The organism is Micromonospora sp. CCTCC AA 2012012 (assembly GCF_040499845.1).
In the GTDB taxonomy this organism is placed as follows: Bacteria; Actinomycetota; Actinomycetes; order Mycobacteriales; family Micromonosporaceae; genus Micromonospora; species Micromonospora mangrovi.
The window spans coordinates 2,145,247-2,161,202 of the sequence record NZ_CP159342.1 but is presented as its reverse complement, the minus strand read 5'-3'; the positions used below and the strand labels follow the sequence as shown (position 1 = coordinate 2,161,202).

Below are 15,956 nucleotides of genomic sequence, written 5' to 3'. Positions count from 1 at the left end.
GGCCCCGGCACGGCAAGGTTTCGGCAGCAATTCGACAGCCGGTCCCGTCCAGGATCGATCCCAGGGCCGCGGAGGTCGTGGCGTGAGTCGATCGAGGGGACGGGGACAGATGCAGATGATGCGAGCGGACCGGGCCGGGTCCGGCCTGGGACGGCGGGGGAGGGTCGCCAACTGGCGGAATGTGGTGCGGGCGGCTCTGATGGCGGCCGCGGTGCTGGTGGCGGGGCTGATCGTGGTGCCGCAACCCGCCTACGCGGGTGACTGGGGAGGAGCGCCGGTGACGGAGACCAACAAGGACGGGCGGAAGGAGCAGTTCTGGGTCGGCGGTGACGGGGCGGTCTGGCACCGTTGGGAGTCGAGCCCCGGCTCGGGGTACACCAGTGGGGACTGGAGCCTCGGCGGGAGGGTCTCCAGTGGTGTCGGGGTCAGCCACAACCAGGACGGTCGCCTGGAGATCTTCGGCCGGGCGGCCGGTGGCGACCTGAACCACAAATGGCAGCTCACGCCGGGTGGCGACTGGAGTGGTTGGGCATCGCTGGGCGGCGCGCTGAAGGCGTACACGGGGGTGTACGCGGACTACTTCTCCAACAACGGCGGCACCATCCGCGTGAAGGTGACCGGCGTCGACAACGCCCTGCACTACAAGTGGCAGGACAAGCCGAACTGCTGCTGGCGGGACTACTGGCAGTAGGCTGGCCCGCCCGGTGACGGGCTGGCGCAGCGGGTGGGGCCGGCACCGCACAGTGCCGGCCCCACTCGGCTTGTCGGCCTCGGCGACGCGGTCCAAGGCCAGCATGAACCGCCGGTACGGGCCGACCGCGACCCGCCAGCGCCGGGCCAGCACCTCACCGGCCTGGGCGAACGGTCAGGTCGTCGCCAGTTGGCCTTGCATCGGCTGTCCGCGCCGGGCGGACGATGCGAGCGTGGAGTGCCGGGCTACTGCGGAGGACTCTGCTCCGCGTCGCGCAGACCAGCGCCGACCAGCACGCCGGTGGTGATCGGGACGTGGAACGTCGGCGTCGTGAGTAGCCCGTGCCAGGTTTCGAACGGGGTGGTGAGCAGCAGCCGGCAGGCCTTGGTGAGGCCGCCCAGGCTGCTGACCAGCCCGCATTCAGCATGTCGACCCTGCGACCCGCCGCGCTGCGCGCGTCCCGGCCACCGCTGTCCTGACCACCTCCTGACGCGCGGACGCCCGTTGCGTCACCGATTCCCGGCCCGATGTGAGCATTCCGTCGGTCCGGGGCGGACGGCCGGTGCCGTCCGTAGCATCTGCGTCGCTTCAGGAGGGAAGACGATGCCGAACGCCGCACGCCCGTACGCCGCCCTGGTCACCGCCATGGTCCTGCTGGCCGTCACCGCCTGCGGTGACCGGGGCGGGACGTCCGTCGCCGCGCCGGCCGGCGCGGCCGGCTCGCAGCCGGCTGCCGCCGGGCCACGGGCCGGGACCGCCTCACCGCCCGCCGCCGGCGAGGGCACCAGCGGCCTGGGCCGGGCCCCCGTCACGAGCACGAGCCCCACCCGCGCGGGCGCCACCGCCGGCTCGCGCTACCTGCCCGTCCCGGCCAGCCGGTCCAAGCTGACCTGGCCCTTCGCCGCCGGCAGCATCTGGAACACCCCCATCGGCTCCGGCGCCCGGTACGTGCCGGTGCGGATCGGCTCGAAGGGGCTCGGCACCGACGAGGACTGGTTCGTGGTCACCTCCGCCCGGGACCCCCAGGTGCCCACCTACCGGTACGCCTCGTTCACGAAGGGCCGCTGCACCGGGAGCATCCCGCAGCCGCAGGCGCAGTGGCATCCGGAGCTGGGCCGCCCCGTGCGCGTACCGAAGGACCTGGTCATCCCGGACGCGACGACCACCCCGTACGCCACCCCGAACAACTCCTCGGCGTTCCTCGACCCCGACGGGCGCACCCTGCACCAGTTCAACGTCACCGCCCGCTGCCGCCCCGGCGCCCCTCTCTACGGCTACCGGGTGGCGAAGCAGGACATCTACGGCGACGGCATCAACGGCGGCCACCTCGGCTCGGGGCTGTCCAGCATCGGCGGCAGCATCCGCGAGGGTGAGCTGACCGGCGACGGCCCGATCCGGCACGCGCTGAAGGTCGACCTGTGGGGCAACTGGCTCTACCACGACAGGGCGACCGGTGGCTTCCGCTGGCCGGCCAGCCTGGCCGACTCCGTGGCACCCACCGACTACAAGGGTCGCAGCAAGGCCCTGCGGATGGGCTCCCTGCTGGCGATCCGGCCGGATGTCACACCCGAGCAGTTGAAGATCACCGATCCGGTGGCGCTGAAGATCTTCCACGCCCTTCAGGACTTCGGCGCGTACGTTGTCGACACCACCGGCTGGGACTACAACACGCTCTGCGTGGAGATGTCGGCCAAGACGGAGTTCCAGCGTCGCCACGGCACGGACATCTCCCGGTACCGGCCCCTCCAGGACGCCGTCAACCGGATGCTCGGCGTCATCCAGGTGGTCGACAACAACTCGCCCGGCACGATCGGCGGGGGCGGCACCCGCCGTGCCCCGGCCGCGCCCCCGATCCGCGACTGACCGGCGAGCCGGGCGCGCCCCGGTCGGCGGGACGCCGCGAGCCTCACCCCGGTGCGCGTCGCGCCGTGACGCGGGACGCCGCGAGCCTCACCCCGGTGCGCGTCGCGCCGTGACGGCGGTGGGACGTCCGTGGCCGCCCCGGGAGCGCGCGCAGCGGCGGCGCGCTGCCGGGGCGGCGGTGATCAGACGCAGTTGGCGGTGATCTGGTAGTCGGCGAGGATGACGCCGTAGCCGCCGCCACTCTGCCAGTTGCCGTCGCGGTAGGTCACCAGGCAGGTCTTGCCGAACTGCTGCTCGTAGGCGTGCATGCTCGCCTCGGCGTTGGCCTGGGCGCGGAGGAGCGCGTCCTCGATGGTGTTGCCGGGTCCGCCACCGATCACCGCTGTCGAGTAGCCCGAGAAGTACTGGATGTTGGCGGCCTGTGCCGGGGAGGCGGCAGCCGTCGCCGCCGTGACGGCCAACGCCGCGGCGGCGAGGGCGGTCATCGTCCTGCGGGTCCTGGTCATGAAGGTCCTCCTGTCGGGGTCGGTGACTGCGGCCGGCGGCGGCGCGCACTCGTGCCGTCGGTCGGCGGAAAAGGCCACAGCCTCACCTTTCGCCCAGAAGCTATCGATCACGTCATCGCCTGTCAGTCCCCGATCGGTGACCTCTCTCGTGGTGGCAGGTGCGCCACCGGCACGGGGCCGACCGGTGCCCGCCACCGGGCGCCGGGCCGCCGACGGCTGAGCCGGCCACCGGCGGGTACGTCAGCGGCCGGCCGTCGGGGTCAGGAGCCGTCCGCCGGATGGATGTCGTAGGCCTTGTCGTCGCGGACGTGGAAGACGCACTCGGCGCCGGGCAGGCACTGGCCGTGGTGCACGGCCCGAGCCGGGTGGTAGCGGAAGTCGCCGGGACCGAGGTAGTGCGTCCTCCCGCCGACGACCCACGTCATCGTGCCCGCGACCCCCACCACGTCCTCGGGACTGGAGGGGTAGTACGGCGCGAAGACGGTGCCCGCCGTGAACCGGAACGTCTCGTCGCCGCGCCGGGGACGGGGTCAGGCGGGGGCGGTCGGCAGCAGGATCTCCACCCGGGCGCCCCCCGCCGGTGCCGCGTCCATCGTGATCGACCCGCCATGTCCGCGCACCAGTGCCTGCGCGACGGCCAGCCCGAGGCCGCTGCCGCCGTCACCGGGCTCGGGGGAGCCGAGCCGCGCGAACCGGTCGAAGACGCGTTCCCGCTGGTCGGCGGGGACGCCCGGGCCGGAGTCGTCGACCGTCACCGCCACCCGCCCGGGACCGGCACCGACGGCGACCGTGACGCCGCCCCCCGGTGGCGTGTGCCGGATCGCGTTCGCCAGCACGTTGGCGAGCACCTGCCCGATCCGGTCGACGTCCACGTCGGTCAGCGCCGGCCCGTCCGGCAGACCGGTGAGCGTCAGCGCGACGCCGCGGGCCGCCGCGAGCGCCCCGTGCCCGGTGACCGCCTCCGCGACCGTCGCCCGCAGGTCGGTGCGGCGTCGGCGCAGGCGCAGCCGCCCGGCGTCGGCGAGGCTCAGCGTCCGCAGGTCCTCCACCAGCCGGGCGAGCACGTCGGTGTGCCGCAACAGCCGGGCCGGCTCCTGCTCGTCCCAGCGCAGCACCCCGTCGTGCAGCGCCTGGAGGCGGGCGGTGAGCGCGGCCAGCGGCGTCCGCAGCTCGTGGGCGATGGCCGCGCTGGTCACCCGCCGTTCGTGCTCCCACGCCTCCAGGGTGGCGGCCATCGCGTTGAAGTCGGTGACCAGGGCGCCCAGCTCGTCCCGCCCGCTGCGGACGTCGGCGCGGGCGGCCAGGTCACCGCCGGCCACCCGGCGGGCGGCGCCGCTGAGCGCGCGCAGCGGCCGGCTCAACCGCCGGGCCAGCAGCACCGCCGCCACCAGCCCGCAGGCGAGGCTGACGGCGACCACGGCGGAGAGCTCCCGGAAGCCGTCGAAGTCGCCGCCGGCCAGCGACAGGCGCCGGTCCACCTGGGACGCCACGTCCGGCGGCAGCCCGGCGAGACGGCGCTCGAAGTAGACCAGGGCCAGGTTGAGCGCGGCGGCCGCGGTGATCAGGGCGACGACGGCGAAGGCCAGGGTCAGGCGTACGCGGATGCTCCTCACCGCTGCTCCGGTGGCGGGGTGAGGCGGTAGCCGATGCCGCGGACGGTGTCGATGAGGCTGCCGGGGACACCCGCGTCGGTGAGCTTGCGCCGCAGGTTCGTCAGGTGGGCGTCGACGACGCGGTCCAGCGCGGCGGAGTCCGGCAGCACGGCCGCCCGCAGCTGCGCCCGGCTGAGCGTGCGGCGCGGATGCCGGGCGAGGTGCAGCAGCAGCCGGTACTCGGTGGCCGTCAGCGGCAGCGGTGTCCCGGCCACGACCGCCTCGGTGGCGTCCGGATCGAGCGTGAGCGGGCCGAGACGGATGAGGTCGCCGCCGCCGGCCGGGCCGCCGCCGCAGCGGCGCAGGACGGCGGCCACCCGGGCGGCCACCTCGGCCGGGTTGAACGGCTTCACCACGTAGTCGTCGGCGCCCATCCGCAGGCCGACGAGCCTGTCCACGTCCTCGTCGCGCGCGGTCACCATGATGACGGGCACGTCACCGTCGGCGCGGATGCGGCGCAGCACTTCGAAGCCGTCCACGCCCGGCAGCAGCACGTCGAGGACCACGAGGTTGGGGCGTTCGCGCCGGAACAGCTGCCAGGCGTCGCCGCCGTGGCCGGTGGCCGTCACCGCGTGACCGTCCCGCCGTAGGTAGGAGGCCAGTACCTCGCGCACGTCGGGCTCGTCCTCCACCACCAGCAGTCGGCGTACGTCCGGCACGCCCCCGATCGTAGGCCGGGCGTTCGGAGACCACGGTGACGTTCCGTCGAGATCCGGTGAAGGCCGATCTGCACGGGATCTCGACACGGCCTGGGCAGCCCCTGCGCACCGGCGGCCTAGCGTCCGGGCGGCTCCCCACCACGGGGAGCGGAGGAGGAGATGACGATGTCCCGGACAGCCGAGGTGCGCAATGACGCCGTGCCGGCCCGCGCCGCCGGTCGGCGCTGGCGCGACGGGGTGGCCCGCCGGCCGGTGGCCTGGTTCTGGGTGATCGCGGTCGCCATCGAGCTGGTGGTCATACCCGTCTTCCTGTTCAGCGGCGCGCAGGCGGGCCTCGACGCGGCCCTCACCGCGACGGGGACCGACTTCAACACCGACCTGGTCGGCGCGGTCCGCCTGGTGCTGGCCGACCCGCGGGCGCTGGCCGGGGTCGGCCTCTCCGTCGTGCAGGTCGCGGCGCCCGACCTCGCGGTCCTGGTCGTCGGGCTGCTGGCCGGCGGTGACCACCTGCGCCGGGTGGGGCGCCGCTGGCGGTGCTGGGCGCCGGCCGTCGGCCGGCGGCGCGGTCTGGTGATCTGGCTCCAGGTCACCGTCGTGTTCAGCGCCATGAACCTCGCCACGGCGGGCCTCAACGCCCTGACCGCCCGCGACAACGGCTTCGTGTGGAACGTCCGCCCGCTGCTCTGGCCGTTCCTGCTGGGCTTGCTCGTCGCCATGTTCCTCGACGGCGGGGCGGTCTTCGAGGAGAACGGCTGGCGTGGTTTCGCCCTGCCCCTGCTCCAGCGTCGCCACGGCCCGCTGGCCGGCTCGGTGCTGCTCGGCCTGATGTGGGCGGGCTGGCATCTGCCGGTCAAGTTCGACCTCGTGGGCTACGGGTGGGGTGCGATACCGCTCGTCGCCGTCCTCACCGCCAAGTTCGTCGCGCTGACCGTGGTCATGACGTACTTCTTCAACCGGGCCGGCGGCGCGACGATCCTGGCGGTCGCCATGCACGGCCTGTCCAACGACTCGGTGCGGCTCGGCGGCTTCGTCTTCGGTGACGGTCTAGGCGCCTACCTCACCAGCGAGGTCAACCTGCTGATCCCGTTGGCGGTCGTCGCGGTGGGCGTGACGGTGGCCACCCGGGGGCGGCTCGGGGTGCGCCCGGGTGGCCACCGGGAGGAGTAACCGGGCCGGTGGTCAACCCTGCTGCTCGCCCCACACCAGCATGGCGTCCAGGACGCTCCGCAGGCTGCGGCCACGGTCCGTCAGGGCGTACACCACGCGGGGCGGCACCTCCGCGTGGACGGTGCGGGTGAGGATGCCCTGATGTTCGAGGGCGCGCAGTCGGTCGGTGATGGTCTTGGCACTCGGCTCGCCCAGGGCGGCGCGTAGCTCCCCGAAGCGCCTCGGCCCGGTGAGCAGCTCGCGCACGATCAGGGTGGTCCACTTGCCGTCGAGGACGCGCAGGGTGCGTTCCACACCGCAGCCGCTCGCCGGCACCTCGGTCCAGTCGTCACCCGCTGCGGTGGGCGCGGTACGCGGATCGGCCGCTCGGGCCTTGGTTTCCATACGCACACTATGCGCGGTCCTGGGTACTGGTGCCAAGGAGGAACTAACGTCCGGGCATGACCTCGACCGAAATCCCGCCCACCGGCCCCCTCACCGTGGTGGTGCACGGCGCCACCGGAACCCAGGGCGCCCCCGTCGTACGCCGGCTCCTCGCCGCCGGGCACCGGGTCCGCGCCGCCGTCCGCGACCCCCGGCGGCTCGCCGCCACCTTCCCCACCGGCGTGCAGCCGGTGGCGGCCGACCTGCTCGACCCGGACTCGCTCCGACGGGCCTACACCGGCGCGGACGCCGTCGTCGTCCACCTCCCCCTGGTCTTCGCCGGGGAGCGGGCGGTGCCGCAGGCGGAGGCGGTGCTCGCCGCGCTGGGCGACGCCGCTGTCCCGCGCGCGGTGTTCAACACGGGCGGCCCGCTGGTGCCGGCGCCGGTCGGCGTGCCCTACCTCGACGCCCGCGCAGTCCTGGCGGCCCGGCTCCCCGACGTCGTTCCCGTCGCCGCCGTGGTGGGACCCGCCGGGGGCTACCTGGAGAACCTGTCGGCGCCCTGGTCGGCGCCGCGGGTCGCCGCCGGGGAACTGGCCTACCCGCTGCCCGCCGAGGTGCCGATGCCCTGGGTCGCCCTCGACGACCTCGCCGACGGCATCGCCGCGAGCCTCACCGTTCCGGCGCCGCCGGCGCGGCAGGTGATCGCCGGGCCCCAGCCCCTCACCGGCGACGCGGCGGCGGCCGAGCTGTCGGCCGCCCTCGGCCGGCCGGTGCGGTGGCGCACCATCGGCACCGACGAGTACGAGCGGATGCTCGCCCCGCACATCGGCCCGGAGGCGGCCGCGGGCATCGCCGGCTTCTACGCGCCGCCGCCGCCCGGAGCGCCCGCGCTGCCGGGCCCGGACCCGGCCCTGATCACGACCGGGCCGACGACCCTGCGAGCCTGGGCGGGACGGCAGTCCTGGCCTGCCGGGCCCGAGAGCTGAGCGGCTGCCGCCCCCGGGTCGCCGGGCGTACGTACACCCGGCGACCCGGACGGCGGCGCAGGCACCTCGCGCTGCCGCGCGTGTCACCCCTCGGCCGGCCCGCGCCCCGGTTCCGTCGGCACCGGCCCGGCCGGGAAGCGCAGCCGGAAGACGTTCCCGCCGCCGGAACGGGCAAGCACGTCGACGGTGCCCTCGTGGCTGGCCACCGTCTGGGCGACGATCGCCAGCCCCAGGCCCGACCCGGGCACCGCGCGGGACGTGTCCAGTCGGTGGAACCGGTGGAAGATCCGTTCCCGCTCGGCGGACGGGATCGTGGGCGCCCGGTCCGCCACGGTCAGCTCCACCGGGCCGCCGGGCGGACCCGTCACGGTCACCTCCACCGTCTGCGTGGGCGGGCCGAACTTGACCGCATTGTCCAGCAGGTTCACCACCGCCCGTTCCAGGGCGGCCGGCCGGCCGACGACCGCCGCCGGCCGGGTGACGAGCGCGTAGTCGGCGTACGGCGTCCGGGCCCGCGCCCGGTCCACCGCACCCGCCGCCACCTCCGCCAGATCCAGCGGTACCGGCGCCTCCTCGACACCGGTCGACCGGGCCAGGTCGACGAGGTCGGCCACCAGGTCGGACAGCTCGACGCTCTGCCGGTCCAGGTCCCGCAGCAGCGCGCCGCGGTCGGCCGCGCCGAGCCGGTCGCCCGCGTGGATCAGCAGCTCGACGTTGGTGCGCATGCTCGCCATCGGGGTGCGCAACTCGTGGGCGGCGTCCTCGATGAGGTCCTGCTGGGCCCTCCGCGCGCGGCCCAGCGCCGTCAACATGCGGTTGAACGCCCTCCCGAGCTGCCCCACCTCGTCGTCGCCGTCCACCGCGATCGGGTGGTCGAGATCCTGGGTGTCCGCGACCCGGGTGGCCGCCCGGGTCAGCCGGTGCACCGGCGCGAGCCCGGCGCGCCCCATCACCCGGCCGGCCAGCGCGGCGGATGCCGCGGCCCCCACGACCAGGACGAGCATCACGACCCCGATGTGCCGCAGCGTGGTGTCCGCGTCCCGCAGCGACCGGGCGAACTGCAGCGTCGAGCCGTTGACGCCGGGCACCACGAGCACCCGGAACCGGCCCGCCGGGACGCTGGTCGTGTAGCGCGCCGAGGAGACCCGGCCGGCGGCGACCGCCTCCTCGCGGGCGCCGAAGGGCAGCGGCGCGATCTGCGGGCTGGTCAGCACGGTGCGCCCGTCGGCCAGCCGGGCCCGGATCTGCACGGCCGTGGGCCCGTTCAGCGGGCTGTCCGGGATGTCCGGGATGGTCGCCGGGTCGATCCGTGCCACCGGTCCCTGGGAGATGGTCCGCAGCTCCTGGTCGGCCTGGTCGATCAGGGTACGGCGCACCGCGAGCCAGGCCAGGGCGCAGACCAGCACGGCCGTGCCGGTGACCGCGACCGCGACGATCAGCGCGAGCCGGGCCTGCATCGACCGCCGGCGCCGTCTCACGCGTCCTCGCGGAGCACGAAGCCGACGCCGCGGACGGTGTGCACGAGACGGGGGGCACCGGCCGCCTCCAGCTTGCGCCGCAGGTACCCGACGTAGACGTCGAGACTGTTGGAGGTGCGGTCGAGGTCGTAGCCCCACACGAGCTCGAAGATCTGTCGGCGGCTCAGCACCTGACCGGCGTGGTCGAACAGGGTCTGCAGCAGGTTGAACTCCGTCCTGGTCAGCTCGACCGGGACGTCGCGCCACCGCACCCGGCGGGAGCGGCGGTCCAGCCACAGGTCGCCCACCCGGGCCGCGTCGGACCGCCCGGCGTCGCCACCGGCCACGCGGCGCAGCAGGGCCCGCACCCGGGCCAGCAGCTCCTGCAACGCGAACGGTTTGACCAGGTAGTCGTCGGCGCCGGCGTCCAGGCCCGCGACCCGGTCACCGATCGCGTCGCGGGCCGTCAGCATGAGCACCGGCGTGTGGTCGCCCATCGTGCGCAGGCGCCGGCACGTCTCCAGGCCGTCGAGGCGGGGCATCATGACGTCCAGCACGATCAGGTCCGGGGAGCCCGCGGCGGCCCGCCGCAGGGCGTCCTCGCCGTCCGCGGCGACCTCGATCGCGTACCCCTCGAAGCGCAACGCCCGTTCGAGGGCGTCACGGACGGCCCGGTCGTCGTCAGCCAACAGGACCTGGAAACGGCTTCTCACGAGGCAACCATAGGAACGGCCCGGCCCGGGGGCGCCGTTTTCTTAGGCAGTTCTTAGCGCGCGCTGGACCTGCTCTCACGGCCGCCGCCCAGGCTGATCCCATGCCACTCACGACCCCGGCCGGCCGGCCCGTCCGGCAGCCGCCCGCCCCGCCGCGGGTGACCGTGCTCGACGTCGTCATCCCGGTCCACAACGAGGAGAACGACCTCGACCCGTGCGTGCGGCGGCTGCACCGGTACCTCACCGAGACCTTCCCGTACGAGTTCCGGATCACCGTTGCCGACAACGCCAGCGTCGACGCCACCCCGCAGGTGGCGGCCCGGCTCGCCGCCGAGTTCCCGGCCGTCCGGGTCGTGCGGTTGGAGGAGAAGGGCCGGGGCCGGGCCCTGCACGCGGTGTGGTCGCGCTCCGAGGCCACCGTCCTCGCGTACATGGACGTGGACCTCTCCACCGACCTGGCGGGCCTGCTGCCGCTGGTGGCGCCGCTGGTGTCCGGCCACTCGGACGTGGCCATCGGCAGCCGGCTGGCCCGCGGGTCGCGGGTCGTTCGCGGCCCGAAACGCGAGGTGATCTCGCGCGGCTACAACCTGATCCTGCGCGGCACGTTGGGCGTCCGCTTCAGTGACGCCCAGTGCGGCTTCAAGGCGATCCGCGCCGACGTGGCCCAGCGGCTGCTGCCCCTCGTGCAGGACACCGGCTGGTTCTTCGACACCGAACTCCTCGTCCTCGCCCAGCAGGCGGGGCTGCGCATCCACGAGGTGCCGGTCGACTGGGTCGACGACCCGGACAGCCGGGTCGACATCGCGCGCACCGCCCTCGACGACGTACGCGGCATCTGGCGCCTCGGCCGGGCCCTGTCCTCGGGACGGCTGCCCATCGGCGAACTCCGCCACGACCTCGGCCGCGAACCCCTCACCCCGGGCGTGCCGGCCCGCCTCGGCGGGCAGCTGGTCCGCTTCGCGGCCGTGGGCGTGGCCTCCACCCTCGCCTACCTGCTGCTCTACGCGCTGCTGCGGCAGGGCGTGCCGGCCCAGCCGGCCAACCTGGTGGCGCTGCTCGTGACCGCCATCGCCAACACCGCGCTCAACCGCCGGGTCACCTTCGGCATCCGCGGCAGCGGCGGTGCGGTGTCCCACCAGGCGCAGGGCCTCCTGGTCTTCGCCCTGGGGCTCGGCCTGACCAGCGGCTCCCTGGCCGTGCTGGCCGCGGCCGGCGGGACCGGGTCGCACCTGGTGGAGATCACCGTGCTCGTCTGCGCCAACCTCGCCGCCACGGTGCTGCGCTTCCTGCTGTTCCGCTCGTGGGTGTTCCGCTCCGCGCGCTGACCCCGCCATCGTCGTCAGGAGTTCCCCGCACATGTCCTCGCTGCTCCACACCTCGTCGGAACACGCCACCGCGGCGTCCCGGCCCGTGCCCGGTCGGCTGCGCCGGCTCTTGCGGGGCCGCCCCGCCGAGCCCGCCTGGGCCCGGCCGGCGCTGCTCGTGCTGCTCGCCGCCACCGCCGTCCTCTACCTCTGGGATCCGGCGGGGCGGGGCTGGGCCAACTCCTACTACGCCGGCGCGGTCCAGTCGGCCACCCGCAACGGCACGGCCTTCTTCTTCGGGTCGGTGGACGCCGCCAATTTCATCACCGTCGACAAGCCGCCCGCCTCGCTGTGGCTGATGGCGCTGTCCGGCCGGATCTTCGGCTTCAGCAGCTGGAGCATGCTGCTGCCGCAGGCGCTCGCCGGTGTCGCGTCGGTGGCGCTCCTGCACGCCGCCGTACGCAGGTGGCACGGCCCGGCCGCCGGACTCGTCGCCGGCGCCGTCCTGGCCGTCACCCCGGTGGCGGTGCTGATGTTCCGCTACAACAACCCGGACGCCCTCCTCGTCCTCCTGCTGGTGCTCGCCGCGTACGCCACCGTGCGGGCGGTGGAACGCGGGCACGTCGGCTGGCTGCTGCTCGCCGGCACGGCGATCGGCGCGGGATTCCTGACGAAGATGCTCCAGGCGTTCCTGGTGCTCCCCGCACTCGCCGTGGCGTACCTGGTCGCCGCCCCGGTGCCGCTGCGGCGCCGGATCGGGCACCTGCTCGCCGGAGGGGCCGCGATGCTGGTGGCCGCGGGCTGGTGGGTGGCGGTCGTCGACCTGTGGCCGGCGTCCCACCGCCCCTACGTCGGCGGTTCGGAGGACAACAGCGTCCTCGGGCTGACCCTCGGCTACAACGGGTTCGGCCGGATCTTCGGTGGCGACGGCAACACGACGGCCGGCACCCCGGGCGGGGGGACGGGACTGCCCGCCGGGATGCAGCTGCCGGCCGGGATGGACCTGCCGGCCGGCGGCATGGGTGGTTTCGGCGGCGCCACCGGGATCGGCCGGATGTTCGGCGACGCCGTCGGCGGGCAGGTGTCCTGGCTGCTGCCGGCGGCGCTGATCACGCTGGTCGTCGGCGCCTGGCTCACCGGCCGCGCTCCCCGCACCGACCGGTTCCGCGCGTCCCTGCTGTTGTGGGGCGGGTGGCTGCTGGTCACCGCGACGGTGTTCAGCTGGATGGAGGGGATCTTCCACGAGTACTACACGGTGGCGCTGGCTCCCGCGATCGGCGCGCTGGTCGGGATCGGTGGCCGGGAGCTGTGGGTCCGCCGCGAGGGCATCGTCGCCCGGGTGGGCCTGGCCGCGGCGGCCGCGGCCACCGGCGCCTGGGGGTACGTCCTGCTCGACCGCACCCCCGACTGGCACCCGGAACTGCGCGTCGTGCTGGTCGCCGTGACCGTCGTCGCGGTGGCGGGGCTGCTGACCCCCCGCCGCCTGGCGCTCCGCCTCTCCGTGGTCGGTCTGGTCGCCGCCCTGCTCACCGGCCTGCTGGGCAACGCCGCGTACGCCGTGCAGACCGTGTCGTCGGTCCGCACCGGCCCGATCCCCACCGCGGGGCCCGGCGGTGGCCCGGCAGGCGCCGCCGGCGGGCAGGCGGCGCTGGCCGAACGGCTGGAGCAGATGTTCCCCGGTGGCCGCCTCCCGGCGGGCTTCCCCGAACCGCCCGGCGGCGCCGGTGGCCTGCCGGGCGCGGGCGGACGGGTCGACCCCGCGCTGGCGTCGCTGCTGCGCGGCACCACCAGCACCTGGGCCGCGGCGGTGGTCAGCACCAGCGAGGCCGCGCAGCTGCAGCTCGCCAGCGGCCGCCCGGTGATGGGGCTGGGGGGCTTCACGGGCAGCGACCCGGTGCCCACCCTGGCCGCCTTCCAGCGCCGCGTCGCCGACGGGGACGTGCGCTACCTCGTGGCGATGGGCGGCCCCATGTCCGGGATGCCGGGCGGTGGGTCCGTGGGTGGCCCGATGGCCGCCTCGGGGCCCGTCGCCGAGATCACCGCCTGGGTGTCGACCCACTTCCCGTCGAGCACCGTCGGCGGCCGGACCGTGTACGACCTGACGAAGGAGAAGAACTGATGGCCACCGTACCCAGGACGGCCTCTGGCCGGCGGATCCGCGCCGCTGCGGCAACGGTCGTGCTCGCCGGCCTGGTCGCAGTGACCACCGCCTGCGGGTCGGACGACGGCGGCGCCGCCGACCCCGGCGGGGGAGCCACCCCGTCCGGTGGCGCGCCGGCGAGCGCGGCGCCGTTCGACCCGTCGGCGATGCAGGGGTACGTGGACTGCCTGGCGCAGAACGGGGTGACGCTCGCTCCGCCCGGCGGCGCGCCGTCCGGTGGGACGCCACCGTCGGGCCTGCCGGGTGGTACCCCGCCGTCCGGCGTGCCCGGCGGACCGGGCGGTGGGAGCCTGCCCAAGCCGGAGGGCGTCGACGAGGCGACCTGGCAGGCGGCCCGGACCGCCTGCGCCGCGACGTTGCCGAGCCTCGCGCCGCCGACCTGAACGTCGGTCGGCTTCCGGAACGCGCCGCTCACCGACCGGCCGGAGGCCCGGCCCGGCCGCGCCGGAAGACCCGGGCGACGAGCGCTCAGCGCCGGGCGGGCAGCACCGCGAGGTAGCCGCCGCCGGTGGCTGCCTGCACCGGCGAGGTGGTGTGGAACGCGGGCCTGTCGACGCGGGCGGCGACCGCGGCCACGGGTCCGTTGACCGCGACGGCCTGCACCTCGCCGGTGCCGCCGTCGGTCCACGTCGTCCACAGCAGACGCCGCCGCAGATCCGGGGCGGTGACCAGCAACCAGGCGTCACCGCCGGCGTAGTCCTTGAGCCGGCGGCCGTTCATGGTCAGGTTGTCCCGGTCGGCGATCTGGGCGGCCGCGGAGCCGCCCACGTAGATGCGGCCCTGAGCGTCGGCGGCGAGCGCCCGTGGCTTGATGGTGTTGCCGCGGCCGCTGGTCAACCGGGTGACGAGCAGCTGACCGGCCTGGAGAGCGCCGCTGGCCGGGTCGAGGCGGGCGACGTAGGTCAGGTGTGCCGAGCCGGTGTTGAACGCCTGGGTGTACTTGTCGTAGCCGACGTTGGGCGCTTTCGACCCGGCGGAGCGACCGTCGGTCGAGAAGACCGTGTTGCCGCCCGCGGTCTCACCGGCGAGGTAGAGCCGCCCGTCGCGGCCCATCGCCAGCCGGTCGGCGCGGGCGTCGGCGCAGAGGCCGGCCAGGGCGCCTGCGCTGTAGTCGTAGCGCGTCCAGCGCAGGGTGCCGGCCTTCGTGTACGCCCGTACGAAGGGGATCTGCACCTGGTTGCAGGGTCCGCCGCTCTGGGTGAAGCCGGCGACGAAGACCAGCCCGCTGCGGTCGTCGACCGCGACGTCGTTGACGGTCCGCCCACCCAGCGCCACGGTCCCGGTGGATCGTCCGGCCGCGTCGTAGATCCGCACGGTGGTGCCGCCGAGGGCGGCGACCGTGCCGGAGGCGTCGATGGCGACCCGGGTGACCGCGCCGGAGGTCTTCCAGCGCACCGCCGTCGCGGTCGGGTCGAGCACCCGTACGCCCGAGTCGGTGGCCAGCGCGATGTCACCGTTGCTGCGACGTACGTCGAGGTCGGTGACGTCGCCGGCGACCTGGGTGGCGGACAGCAGCCGGCGGCCGGTGGCGTCCAGCCGCAGCACCGCTCCGGAGCCCCCGCCGGCCAGCCGACGTGCCTTCCCGACGACCGCGCCGGTGAAGTGGCCGCCCACGACGACGGTGCAATCGGGACCGACGTCCACGCTCGCAGCCACGTCCCCGCCGCCGGTGCCCAGATACCCGGCGCTGCTCGGAGCCGCCGACGTCGACGTGCCCGGGCGCGCGGCGCCGGAGCAACCGGCGGCGGCCGGCGGCGCGGCGCCCAACCCGGCCCTGCTGCCCGGGCGTGGCGTCGCACCCGCGGGAGTCGGCAGCCGCCCGGCCGTGGATCCCGACGCGGACACCGCCCCGGCGGGGTGATTCTGTCCGGTCTCGGCGTCCGCGGCGCACCCGCTTCCGAGCAACAGACCCACCAGCGCGAAACCCAGCATGCCGCTACGGCGACCGGTCACAGCCACGGAGCATCCTCTAGACAAGACGGGGGTGACGACGGCGCGAACGGCGCCCGACCCACCTTAGGTCACGGAGCAGACGTCGCCCCCACGGCGGTGAGGTCGGTGACGACCACCGGCCGCTCCCGAAGGCGTACCTCGCCCGCGCCGGTTCCTCCTTCGCCGGCATGCGGGACGCGCACGAGGTGGCCCATGTCCCGGTGGCGAAGCTGTGTGTCGATGTGACGCCGCGCGCAGCGGCAGACACGACCGCGTCGCCTGCCCTGTGGCGACGGTCGTCATTCGGGCGAGTACGGCGTCCGGTGATGATCGCCGGGAGCGGACGGCCTGTCCGGGTCGTCCTGCCTCAGCGGAGCCGGAGTGTCCGAGCGCTTCTTCGCTATCCGTCTCGGGAGGGGAGCCGATGGCGGGTTTCCCTTCCTCTTGCAGTTCCAGGGCCGGCTTCGCACGGTGCGACGCTCCTCATCGTCGGGTGACC

16 protein-coding genes are annotated in these 15,956 nt (G+C 74.8%); 8 read left to right on the top strand and 8 right to left on the bottom strand.

The window, feature by feature from the left end; all coding sequences use genetic code 11:
• Positions 1–109 precede the first annotated feature (109 nt).
• Both ABUL08_RS09675 and ABUL08_RS09670 read left to right on the top strand, forming a co-directional pair.
• The gene (locus ABUL08_RS09675; RefSeq protein WP_350936622.1) at positions 110–691 is read left to right on the top strand and encodes a PLL family lectin; all 582 of its coding nucleotides are present in this window, start codon (positions 110–112) and stop codon (positions 689–691) included.
• A 603-nt stretch (positions 692–1,294) separates the two neighbouring features.
• Positions 1,295–2,554, top strand: a complete 1,260-nt coding sequence (locus ABUL08_RS09670) for a hypothetical protein (protein ID WP_350936620.1) — start codon at positions 1,295–1,297, stop codon at positions 2,552–2,554.
• 182 nt (positions 2,555–2,736) lie between these two features.
• On the opposite strand, the gene ABUL08_RS09665 is transcribed toward ABUL08_RS09670, so the two are convergent.
• The 4 genes from ABUL08_RS09665 to ABUL08_RS09650 form a co-directional block, all read right to left on the bottom strand.
• Positions 2,737–3,060, bottom strand: a complete 324-nt coding sequence (locus ABUL08_RS09665; protein WP_350936618.1) for a hypothetical protein — start codon at positions 3,058–3,060, stop codon at positions 2,737–2,739.
• Positions 3,061–3,320: 260 nt separating this feature from the next.
• The gene (locus ABUL08_RS09660) at positions 3,321–3,485 is read right to left on the bottom strand and encodes a hypothetical protein (RefSeq protein ID WP_350936616.1); all 165 of its coding nucleotides are present in this window, start codon (positions 3,483–3,485) and stop codon (positions 3,321–3,323) included.
• A 105-nt stretch (positions 3,486–3,590) separates the two neighbouring features.
• The gene (locus tag ABUL08_RS09655) at positions 3,591–4,673 is read right to left on the bottom strand and encodes an ATP-binding protein (RefSeq protein ID WP_350936614.1); all 1,083 of its coding nucleotides are present in this window, start codon (positions 4,671–4,673) and stop codon (positions 3,591–3,593) included.
• Entirely contained in the window at positions 4,670–5,371 is a 702-nt protein-coding gene (locus ABUL08_RS09650) for a response regulator transcription factor (protein WP_350936613.1), read from the bottom strand. The genes ABUL08_RS09655 and ABUL08_RS09650 overlap by 4 nt, the downstream gene beginning before the upstream one ends.
• Positions 5,372–5,536: 165 nt before the next feature.
• Between ABUL08_RS09650 and ABUL08_RS09645 the strand changes: the two genes are divergently transcribed.
• Positions 5,537–6,538: a CPBP family intramembrane glutamic endopeptidase gene (locus tag ABUL08_RS09645; protein WP_350936611.1), complete on the top strand. Its 1,002-nt coding sequence runs from the start codon at positions 5,537–5,539 to the stop codon at positions 6,536–6,538.
• A gap of 12 nt (positions 6,539–6,550) precedes the next feature.
• On the opposite strand, the gene ABUL08_RS09640 is transcribed toward ABUL08_RS09645, so the two are convergent.
• Positions 6,551–6,922 carry a winged helix-turn-helix transcriptional regulator gene (locus ABUL08_RS09640; protein WP_350936609.1) on the bottom strand — a complete coding sequence of 124 codons (372 nt, stop codon included), beginning with the start codon at positions 6,920–6,922 and terminating at the stop codon, positions 6,551–6,553.
• Positions 6,923–6,978: 56 nt separating this feature from the next.
• Between ABUL08_RS09640 and ABUL08_RS09635 the strand changes: the two genes are divergently transcribed.
• Positions 6,979–7,890, top strand: coding sequence for an SDR family oxidoreductase (locus ABUL08_RS09635; protein WP_350936608.1), 912 nt, complete (start codon positions 6,979–6,981; stop codon positions 7,888–7,890).
• An 83-nt stretch (positions 7,891–7,973) separates the two neighbouring features.
• Here ABUL08_RS09635 and ABUL08_RS09630 read toward each other — a convergent pair whose 3' ends face one another.
• Positions 7,974–9,368, bottom strand: coding sequence for a HAMP domain-containing sensor histidine kinase (locus tag ABUL08_RS09630; RefSeq protein WP_350936606.1), 1,395 nt, complete (start codon positions 9,366–9,368; stop codon positions 7,974–7,976).
• Positions 9,365–10,060 carry a response regulator transcription factor gene (locus ABUL08_RS09625; RefSeq protein ID WP_350936605.1) on the bottom strand — a complete coding sequence of 232 codons (696 nt, stop codon included), beginning with the start codon at positions 10,058–10,060 and terminating at the stop codon, positions 9,365–9,367. Before ABUL08_RS09625 ends, ABUL08_RS09630 begins: the two co-directional genes overlap by 4 nt.
• Before the next feature lie 101 nt (positions 10,061–10,161).
• Here ABUL08_RS09625 and ABUL08_RS09620 point away from each other — a divergent pair, with 101 nt between their 5' ends.
• The 3 genes from ABUL08_RS09620 to ABUL08_RS09610 are packed head-to-tail and all read left to right on the top strand — an operon-like array spanning position 10,162 to position 13,908.
• A complete protein-coding gene (locus ABUL08_RS09620; RefSeq protein WP_350936603.1) occupies positions 10,162–11,385 on the top strand; it encodes a bifunctional glycosyltransferase family 2/GtrA family protein in 1,224 nt (407 codons plus the stop codon).
• 31 nt (positions 11,386–11,416) lie between these two features.
• Positions 11,417–13,483 carry an ArnT family glycosyltransferase gene (locus ABUL08_RS09615; RefSeq protein WP_350936600.1) on the top strand — a complete coding sequence of 689 codons (2,067 nt, stop codon included), beginning with the start codon at positions 11,417–11,419 and terminating at the stop codon, positions 13,481–13,483.
• Entirely contained in the window at positions 13,483–13,908 is a 426-nt protein-coding gene (locus ABUL08_RS09610) for a hypothetical protein (RefSeq protein ID WP_350936598.1), read from the top strand. The genes ABUL08_RS09615 and ABUL08_RS09610 overlap by 1 nt, the downstream gene beginning before the upstream one ends.
• An 85-nt stretch (positions 13,909–13,993) precedes the next feature.
• On the opposite strand, the gene ABUL08_RS09605 is transcribed toward ABUL08_RS09610, so the two are convergent.
• Positions 13,994–15,139 (bottom strand): hypothetical protein, encoded by a 1,146-nt coding sequence (locus tag ABUL08_RS09605; RefSeq protein WP_350936596.1) that lies wholly within the window; start codon positions 15,137–15,139, stop codon positions 13,994–13,996.
• A gap of 55 nt (positions 15,140–15,194) precedes the next feature.
• Here ABUL08_RS09605 and ABUL08_RS09600 point away from each other — a divergent pair, with 55 nt between their 5' ends.
• Complete coding sequence (locus ABUL08_RS09600; RefSeq protein ID WP_350936593.1) at positions 15,195–15,386, top strand: hypothetical protein; 192 nt, start codon at positions 15,195–15,197, stop codon at positions 15,384–15,386.
• Positions 15,387–15,956 lie beyond the last annotated feature (570 nt).